Below are 7714 nucleotides of genomic sequence, written 5' to 3'. Positions count from 1 at the left end.
GCCTCCGCCCGCCCCAGAGCCGGAGGACGACCTGTTCGCCCCGACCGAGCCGCCGGCCCTGCGCCGGAGCCTCGATGCCGAGCCCGCGCGGGAGGCCCCCGAGCCCGAGCCGGACACCCGCGAGGTCGTCGGCCGCTACGCCTCGGGCGGCAACACCTACGTGATGTACGCCGACGGCGCGATCGAGGCGGACACACCGCAGGGCCGCTTCACCTTCGCCTCCCTCGACGAGCTGAAGGCCTTCGTCGAGGGCGGCGGCGAAGCCGGCAGCCGCGGCGCCGCCTGAAGGCGTTTCGCGCGCTCTCCCTCCCCCGCAGAGGGGGAAGGGGCACGTGCCCGTGCGTCAGCCCGGCGGGTCGAGGCTGGCGTTCCGCACCGGAAGCGGGGCCAGCATCGTGAGGGCGAAGCCGCCGGGGGCGTAGAGGGTCTCGACCTCGGCCTGCACCTGCGTCGTCAGCACCCGCTGCAGCAGGCGCGAGCCGAAGCCCTGGCGGCGGGGCGGCTCCACCGCCGGGCCGCCGCTCTCGCGCCAGGCGAAGCGCAGCATCCCGGCCGGGCCGCCCGGCAGGACCGCCCAGGCGACCGAGATCCGCCCGCGCCGGTTGGAGAGCGCGCCGTACTTGGCGGCGTTGGTGGTGAGCTCGTGGATCGCCATGCCGATCGGCACCGCGATCTCGGAGGGCAGCGCCGTGTCCGGCCCGTCGAGCACGATGCGGCCGTCGAGGGCCCCGTCCGCATCGGCGGCCTCGCCCTCGCCCGCCTGCGCCTCGGCGTAGGGGCGCAGCTCGCTCAGCAGCAGCGTGCGCAGGTCCGCTGTCTGCCAGGTCGCCTCGGTGAGCACCGAATGGGTGTGGGCGAGCGACTTGATGCGGCCGACGAAGGCTTCGTAGAAGCTCTCGATGCTGGACGCCGTCCGCGCGGTCGAGCCGACGATCGCCTGCACCGTCGCCAGGGTGTTCTTCACCCGGTGGTGCAGCTCGCGGATCAGCAGCGCCTGCCGCTCCTCGGCCAGGCGCTGGTCGGTGACGTCGGCGACGAGGCCGATCAGCCGCCGCGGCAGCCGGTTCGGGGCGTCGCGCTCGAAGCGGCCGGCGAGGTCGATGGTGCGCCACGCGCCGTCGCTGCGGCGGCGGATGCGGCCCGTGGTGTGCAGGATCGCGTCGTCGCGCAGCGCCTGCGAGATCGCCAGCCGCACCGCGGCGCGATCGTCCGGGTGCAGCGTATCGCGGAGGAACTCGGTCTTGCCGATGGTGCCGTCCTCGGGCGCGTGCCCGAAGATCTCGAACATCCGCTCGTTCTCCCAGATCGCGTGGTCCTCGAGCATGTGCCACTCGAAGATCCCGAGCCGGGCGACCGTGGTCGCGACCCGCAGGCGCTGGTCGCGGGCGGCGAGCCCGTCGCGGGCCTCGACCCGCGTGGTCACGTCCTGCACCACGCCGACCATGCCGGTGCGGCGCCCGTCTTCGGCGTGGACCGGGCGGCCGCGCACGTCGACGATGATCTCGCGCCCGTCCGCCTCCCGCGTCAGGCGGGTCTCGAAGCGGTAGGCGCCGTCGCGCGCCATCGCGTCCCGGACCACGGCCTGGATCCGGTCGGGCTCGCCCGCGGAGAGGCCGGCGCGCAGGATGTCCCAGGTCGCGGAGGAGCCGGGGGGATGGCCGAGGATCTGCGCGGCGCGGCGCGACAGCACGAGGCGGCCGGTGCTCCGCTCCCAGCGCCACTCGCCGAGGCCCGCCGCGGCGAGGTCCTGGCGGTTCTCCTCGGAGCGGGCCGCCTCGTCGGCATCCACCGCCTCGACGACGAGGACGGTCCCGCCGGCGCCGGAGCGGCGCACCCGCACCTCGACCGAGCCGCCGTCGGCATGGAGCCAGGGATGGATGCCGTCGGCGATCCGGCCGCCGCCGACGAGGTCGGCGACCGGCCGCCCCGCGAGCGCGCCGGGTGGGTGGCCGAGCAGGGCGCAGAGCGCGGGGTTGGCGTCGCGCAGGCGCGCGCCGTCCTGCGACAGCACGGCCAGCCCGATGGCGGCCTCCTCGAAGGCCGCGCGCCGCGGGTCGTCCACCGGGCCGTGATCGTCCCTGTCGGTCACACCGTCCCCTCGAACGCGCGGTCGCGCCGTCTCGAAAAGCGTCGCCCCGACGGAGGCACCGAGCGGGCGCCCGACAGGAGCGCGCCCAAGATGGGGCCGGGGCCGAAGCGGGGCAAGTCGCCCGGCGGCGCCTGCGGCTTCGACAACAGCTTAGTTCAGCACGTCGCCCCGGCCGATCCTCGAAGAAAGCCGCCGAACGCCGCCCGAGGCCGCCGCGAGGATCGTGCGGGTCGCCTGCGCCGGGCCACCGGCGCTCTCCTCCGGCTCCCGGTGGCCGGCCCCGCGACCTCACGCATCGTCGCCTGCGGACGGGGCCTCAGCCCGGCGCGACGCGCGCGAACTCGAGGTAGGTCGGGCGGCGCCCGGCCGCGATCGCCTTCGCCTCGTAGCGGGTGCCGGGCCAGCCGGGATAGGGCTGCGTCCAGTCGGCGGCCGTGCGCGCCGTCCAGCGCAGGTGCGGGCAGCGGGCGGTGCGGACCAGGGTCCAGCCGACGTAGTCGTCGATGTCGCTGGCGAAGCGGAACAGGCCGCCGGGCCGCAGCACCCGGGCGATCTCGGCGAGCGACTCGTCCGAGACGAAGCGGCGCTTGCGCTGGCGCCGCTTCGGCCAGGGATCGGGGTAGAGCAGGTAGACCCGCGCGAGGCTGGCATCCGGCAGGGCGGCGAGCAGCGGCGACACGTCCTCGTCGCGGATGCGGACGTTGCGCAAGGCCCGCTCGTCGACGGCGCGCAGCAGCTTGGCGACGCCGTTGACGAAGGGCTCGGCGCCGATGATGCCGATCTCGGGATGGGCCGCCGCCTGCGCCGCCAGGTGCTCGCCGCCGCCGAAGCCGATCTCGAGCCAGACCTCCGACGGGCCTTGCGCGAGGCCGGGAAACAGCGTCGCCGGGTCGAGGGGGCGGCCGTCGGCGGGCGGGGCGACGCGCAGGCGCGGCAGCAAGTCCGACAGGCGCTGCTCCTGCAGCCCGCGCAGGCGCTTGCCCCTGCGTCGGCCGAAGAAGGCCCGCTCGGAGGCGTCGGCCGGGGGGCTGGTGTCGGTCACGGGGAAACTCGTTGGGAGGCTCACGCCTCGATCGGCGACCGGATCGGGCGCAGGTACCCTCTCCCGTTCGGGAGAGGGAGCCGCCGGCGCGGGGTCGAAACCCTTACGCCAGGGCCGATCTCAGCTTGTCGGCGAGGTCGGTGCGCTCCCAGGAGAAGCCGCCGTCGGCGTCCGGGGCGCGGCCGAAATGGCCGTAGGCCGAGGTGCGGGCGTAGATCGGCTTGTTGAGGCCGAGCGCCAGGCGGATGCCGCGGGGCGAGAGGTCGAGGGCGTCCATCAGCACGCCCTCGAGCTTGGCCTCGTCGACCTTGCCGGTGCCGTGCAGGTCGACGTAGATCGACAGCGGCTTGGCCACGCCGATGGCGTAGGCGAGCTGGATCGTGGCGCGCGAGGCGAGGCCGGCGGCGACGACGTTCTTGGCGAGGTAGCGCGCGGCATAGGCCGCCGAGCGGTCGACCTTGGTCGGGTCCTTGCCCGAGAAGGCGCCGCCGCCGTGGGGCGCCGCGCCGCCGTAGGTGTCGACGATGATCTTGCGGCCGGTGAGGCCGGCATCGCCGTCGGGGCCGCCGATGACGAACTTGCCGGTCGGGTTCACGTGCCAGACCGTGCCCTCGTTGATCCAGCCCTCGGGCAAGGCCGCGCGGATGTAGGGCTCGACGATGGCGCGCACGTCGGCCGAATCGAGCGACTCGTCGAGGTGCTGGGTCGAGAGCACGATCTGCGTCGCCTCGACCGGGCGGCCGTTGGCGTAGCGCACCGTGACCTGGCTCTTGGCGTCGGGGCCGAGCTTGGCCGCGTCGCCCTGCCTGGCCTTGCGGGCGTCGGCGAGGTCCTTGAGGATCTTGTGGGCGTAGAAGATCGGGGCCGGCATCAGCTCCGGGGTCTCGTCGGCGGCGTAGCCGAACATGATGCCCTGGTCGCCCGCGCCCTCGTCCTTGTTGCCGGCCGCGTCCACGCCCTGGGCGATGTCGGCCGACTGGGCGTGCAGGTAGATCTGCACGTCGTTGTTCTTCCAGTGGAACCCGGACTGCTCGTAGCCGATGTCCTTCACCGCCTCGCGGGACAGCGCCTCGAGGTCCTTGAAGGTCACCGAATCGGGGCCGCGGACCTCGCCGGCGATCACGACGCGGTTGGTCGTGGTCAGCGTCTCGACGCCGAGGCGGGCTTCCGGCATCGCGGCGATGTAGGCATCGACCACGGTGTCGGAGATCCGGTCGCTCACCTTGTCGGGGTGGCCCTCGGAGACGGATTCGCTGGTGAACAGGAAGTCTGAACGCGGCATCGTGAGAGCACCCCGGTTGACGGGTGCGCCTTCCTGATCGCGGCGCTTGACCCGGTTGTGAGGGCCGGAGTTCTGGCACCGGCTCCCGGCAGGGTCAAGGTGGAATGCCGAACGGATCCGTTATACCGTACGAAGCGGACGGCCAATCGGTCCGAAGGTGCTACCACAGGGACGCGGTGGCCTCAGCCGCTCAACTTGCGCTCGAGGGCCTGGACCGCGGCGGCGAGGTCGCGCCGCGTGTCGGCCGAGCAGTTCTCGGAGACGTGGCGGGCCACCATCTCGGCCACGCCCTGCCAGCCGGCGTCGAGCGGGCGCTGCGGCGTGTCGCCGAAACCCTCGACGGCGTGGTCCTCGTCCCGGGGCATCCCGTTGAAGAAGTGGTCCAGCGGCACGCCGGTCATGCGCGAGAAGATGTCGAGATGGATCGCGCTGATGCGGTTGGTGCCCTTCTCGTACTTCTGCAGCTGCGCCGCGGACATGCCGAAGCTCTGGGCGACGCGGCGCTGGGTCAACGACGCCTTGCGCCGTTGTTCCGCGATGCGTTGCCCGACATAAACGTCCCGTTGATCCGTCTTCTGGCCTGCCATCACTCGTCTCGCGTGCGCGCCCCCAAGGACGCGGAATCGTCGACCATCCGCGACCTCGCCCTGCGCAAGCTTAGCTGCCGGCGCACGGCTTGTCACCCTCATAACCCGTTGGCTCTCCAGCGGTATCCGCCTGCATGGATGCCGCCGCGATCGCACCGCCGGCCAAGCTCGGCCGTTCTCCGATCCGCTCTACGAGAATTCCGTTGCCGCGGCAACGGTTTCGCGGGGCCGGCGTCCCGGAGGCCTCCCATCCCGTGCGGGCCTCCCATCTCAGGAACGTCCGCGTCCCTGCGCGGTCGCCGCCCGGCGCAACGCGTCGGCGAGGGCCCCCCCCGATTCCGGCGCCGGCGCGGCGGCGGATCGCGGCGCGGGCCCGCGCGTCGACGCCGCAAGCTCCTGGCGTGCCTGGTCCTGGCGTGCCTGGTCTTGGCGCCCCTGCTCGCGGCGCGCCGGCCGCTCGCCGTCTTCCGCGCGCATGCTCAGGGCGATGCGCTTGCGCGCCGGGTCGACCTCGACGACGCGGACCTGCACCACGTCGCCGGGCTTCACCACCTCGCGCGGGTCCTTCACGAAGCGGTCGGCGAGCACCGAGATGTGCACCAGCCCGTCCTGATGCACCCCGACGTCGACGAAGGCGCCGAACGCGGCCACGTTGGTGACGACGCCCTCGAGCCGCATGCCGGGCTTCAGGTCCGCGATCGTCTCGACGCCGTCCTGGAAGGTCGCGGTGCGGAAGGCCGGGCGCGGGTCGCGGCCGGGCTTCTCGAGCTCGGCGATGATGTCGCCGATCGTCGGCAGGCCGAAGGTGGCGTCGACGAATGCCCGCGGGTTCAGCGCCCTGAGCACCCCCCCATTGCCGATCAGGGCGCCGATCGGCTGGCCGGTGGCGGCCAGGATCTTCTTCACCACCGGATAGGCCTCCGGGTGCACGCCCGAGGCGTCGAGCGGATCGCTGCCGCCGCGAATCCGCAGGAAGCCGGCGGCGAGCTCGTAGGCCTTCGGCCCGAGGCCGGCGACCTTCCTCAGCGCGGCGCGCGAGCGGAACGGGCCGTTGGCGTCGCGGTGCACGACGATGTTGGCCGCCACCCGCTCGCTCAGCCCCGACACGCGGGCGAGCAGCGGCGCGGAGGCCACGTTGACGTCGACGCCGACGCCGTTGACGCAATCCTCCACCACCGCGTCGAGCGAGCGCGACAGCTTCCCCTCGGCAAGGTCGTGCTGGTACTGCCCGACGCCGATCGCCCGCGGCTCGATCTTCACGAGCTCGGCCAGCGGGTCCTGCAGCCGCCGCGCGATCGAGACCGCGCCGCGCAGGGTCACGTCGAGGCCCGGCAGCTCGGCCGAGGCGTAGGCCGAGGCCGAGTAGACCGAGGCGCCGGCCTCCGAGACCATCACCTTGGTCAGCGTCAGCTCCGGGTGCTTGCCCAGCAGCTCGGCGGCCAGCCTGTCGGTCTCGCGCGAGGCGGTGCCGTTGCCGATGGCGATCAGCTCGACCCGATGCGCGCGGCACAGCTTGGCCAGCGTCGCCAGGGCGCCGTTCCAGTCGCGCCGCGGCTCGTGCGGGAAGATCGCGTCGGTGGCCACGACTTTGCCGGTGGCGTCGACCACCGCGACCTTCACGCCGCTGCGGAAGCCCGGATCGAGCCCGAGCGTCGGCCGCGCGCCGGCGGGCGCGGCCAGCAGCAGGTCGCGCAGGTTGCCGGCGAAGACCGAGATCGCGCCGGCCTCCGCCACCGCCCAGAGCCGGGCCCGCAGGTCCGTGTCGATCGCCGGCTTCAGCTTGGTCCGCCAGGTCTTGCGCACCGTCTCGGCGAGGAAGCGGTCGCCCGGCCGTCCGCGCTCGGCGATCCCGAAGGCCTCGGCGATGCCGAAGGTCTGGGCGATCCGCGCCTCCTGCCAGGCCGGCCGGCCGGGCGGCGGCGTCTCGGCGTCGGTGAGGTCTAGGTCGAGCACCTCCTCCTTCTCGCCGCGGAACAGCGCCAGGATCCGGTGCGAGGGCAGGCGGGCGAGCGGCTCCTCGAACGAAAAGTAGTCGGCAAACTTCTGCCCGGCCTCGGCCTTGCCCTTGCGCACCGAGGCGCGCATCCGCCCGCGCCGCCAGGTCTCCTCGCGCAGGCCGCCGACCAGCTCGGCATCCTCGCCGAAGCGCTCGATCAGGATCGCGCGGGCGCCCTCCAGGGTCGCCTCGACGTCGGGGAAGCCGTCCTTGCCCGAGAAGCTCTTCGCCGCCTGCTCGGGGGCCTGGTCCGGCCGCGCCAGCAGCGCCTCGGCGAGCGGCCCGAGCCCGGCCTCGCGGGCGATCTGCGCCTTGGTGCGGCGCTTGACCTTGAACGGCGCGTAGAGGTCCTCGAGCCGCGCCTTGGTCTCGGCCGCCGCGATCTTCCGGGCGAGGTCCGCATCGAGCTTGCCGAGGGCCCGGATCGCGTCCTGCACGGCGGCGCGGCGCTCCTCGAGGTCGCGCAGGTAGCCGAGGCGCTCCTCCAGGGTGCGCAGCTGCGCGTCGTCCAGTGCCCCGGTCGCCTCCTTGCGGTAGCGGGCGACGAACGGCACCGTCGCGCCGCCGTCGAGGAGGTCGACCGCCGCCCTCACCTGCGCCTCGGCGACGCCGAGCTCGGTGGCGATGCGCTGCGTGATGCCGATCATCCGGTCGCGTCCTGCAGATGGCGTGGGGCGCGGTGTCTAACCCGGATGGGGGAGGGGGGCCAGAGCGGGCG

5 protein-coding genes and 1 pseudogene are annotated in these 7714 nt (G+C 73.7%); 1 reads left to right on the top strand and 5 read right to left on the bottom strand.

What is annotated here, in order from left to right; genetic code table 11:
- Positions 1–286 (top strand): annotated as a pseudogene (locus FV227_RS27070) (hypothetical protein); the annotation flags it as partial.
- 57 nt (positions 287–343) lie between these two features.
- On the opposite strand, the gene FV227_RS27065 reads toward FV227_RS27070, so the two are convergent.
- The 5 genes from FV227_RS27065 to FV227_RS27045 form a co-directional block, all read right to left on the bottom strand.
- The gene (locus FV227_RS27065) at positions 344–2089 is read right to left on the bottom strand and encodes an HWE histidine kinase domain-containing protein (RefSeq protein ID WP_147860333.1); all 1746 of its coding nucleotides are present in this window, start codon (positions 2087–2089) and stop codon (positions 344–346) included.
- A gap of 316 nt (positions 2090–2405) precedes the next feature.
- Positions 2406–3131 carry a tRNA (guanine(46)-N(7))-methyltransferase TrmB gene (locus FV227_RS27060; RefSeq protein WP_147860332.1) on the bottom strand — a complete coding sequence of 242 codons (726 nt, stop codon included), beginning with the start codon at positions 3129–3131 and terminating at the stop codon, positions 2406–2408.
- 103 nt (positions 3132–3234) lie between these two features.
- Positions 3235–4413, bottom strand: coding sequence for a methionine adenosyltransferase (gene metK / locus FV227_RS27055; protein ID WP_147729574.1), 1179 nt, complete (start codon positions 4411–4413; stop codon positions 3235–3237).
- 182 nt (positions 4414–4595) lie between these two features.
- Positions 4596–5000, bottom strand: coding sequence for a helix-turn-helix transcriptional regulator (locus FV227_RS27050; RefSeq protein ID WP_147729573.1), 405 nt, complete (start codon positions 4998–5000; stop codon positions 4596–4598).
- A gap of 270 nt (positions 5001–5270) precedes the next feature.
- The gene (locus FV227_RS27045; protein ID WP_147860331.1) at positions 5271–7643 is read right to left on the bottom strand and encodes a Tex family protein; all 2373 of its coding nucleotides are present in this window, start codon (positions 7641–7643) and stop codon (positions 5271–5273) included.
- Positions 7644–7714 lie beyond the last annotated feature (71 nt).

Source organism: Methylobacterium sp. WL119 (assembly GCF_008039875.1).
Classification (GTDB): Bacteria; Pseudomonadota; Alphaproteobacteria; order Rhizobiales; family Beijerinckiaceae; genus Methylobacterium.
This window is presented reverse-complemented; position numbering and strand designations above follow the sequence as displayed.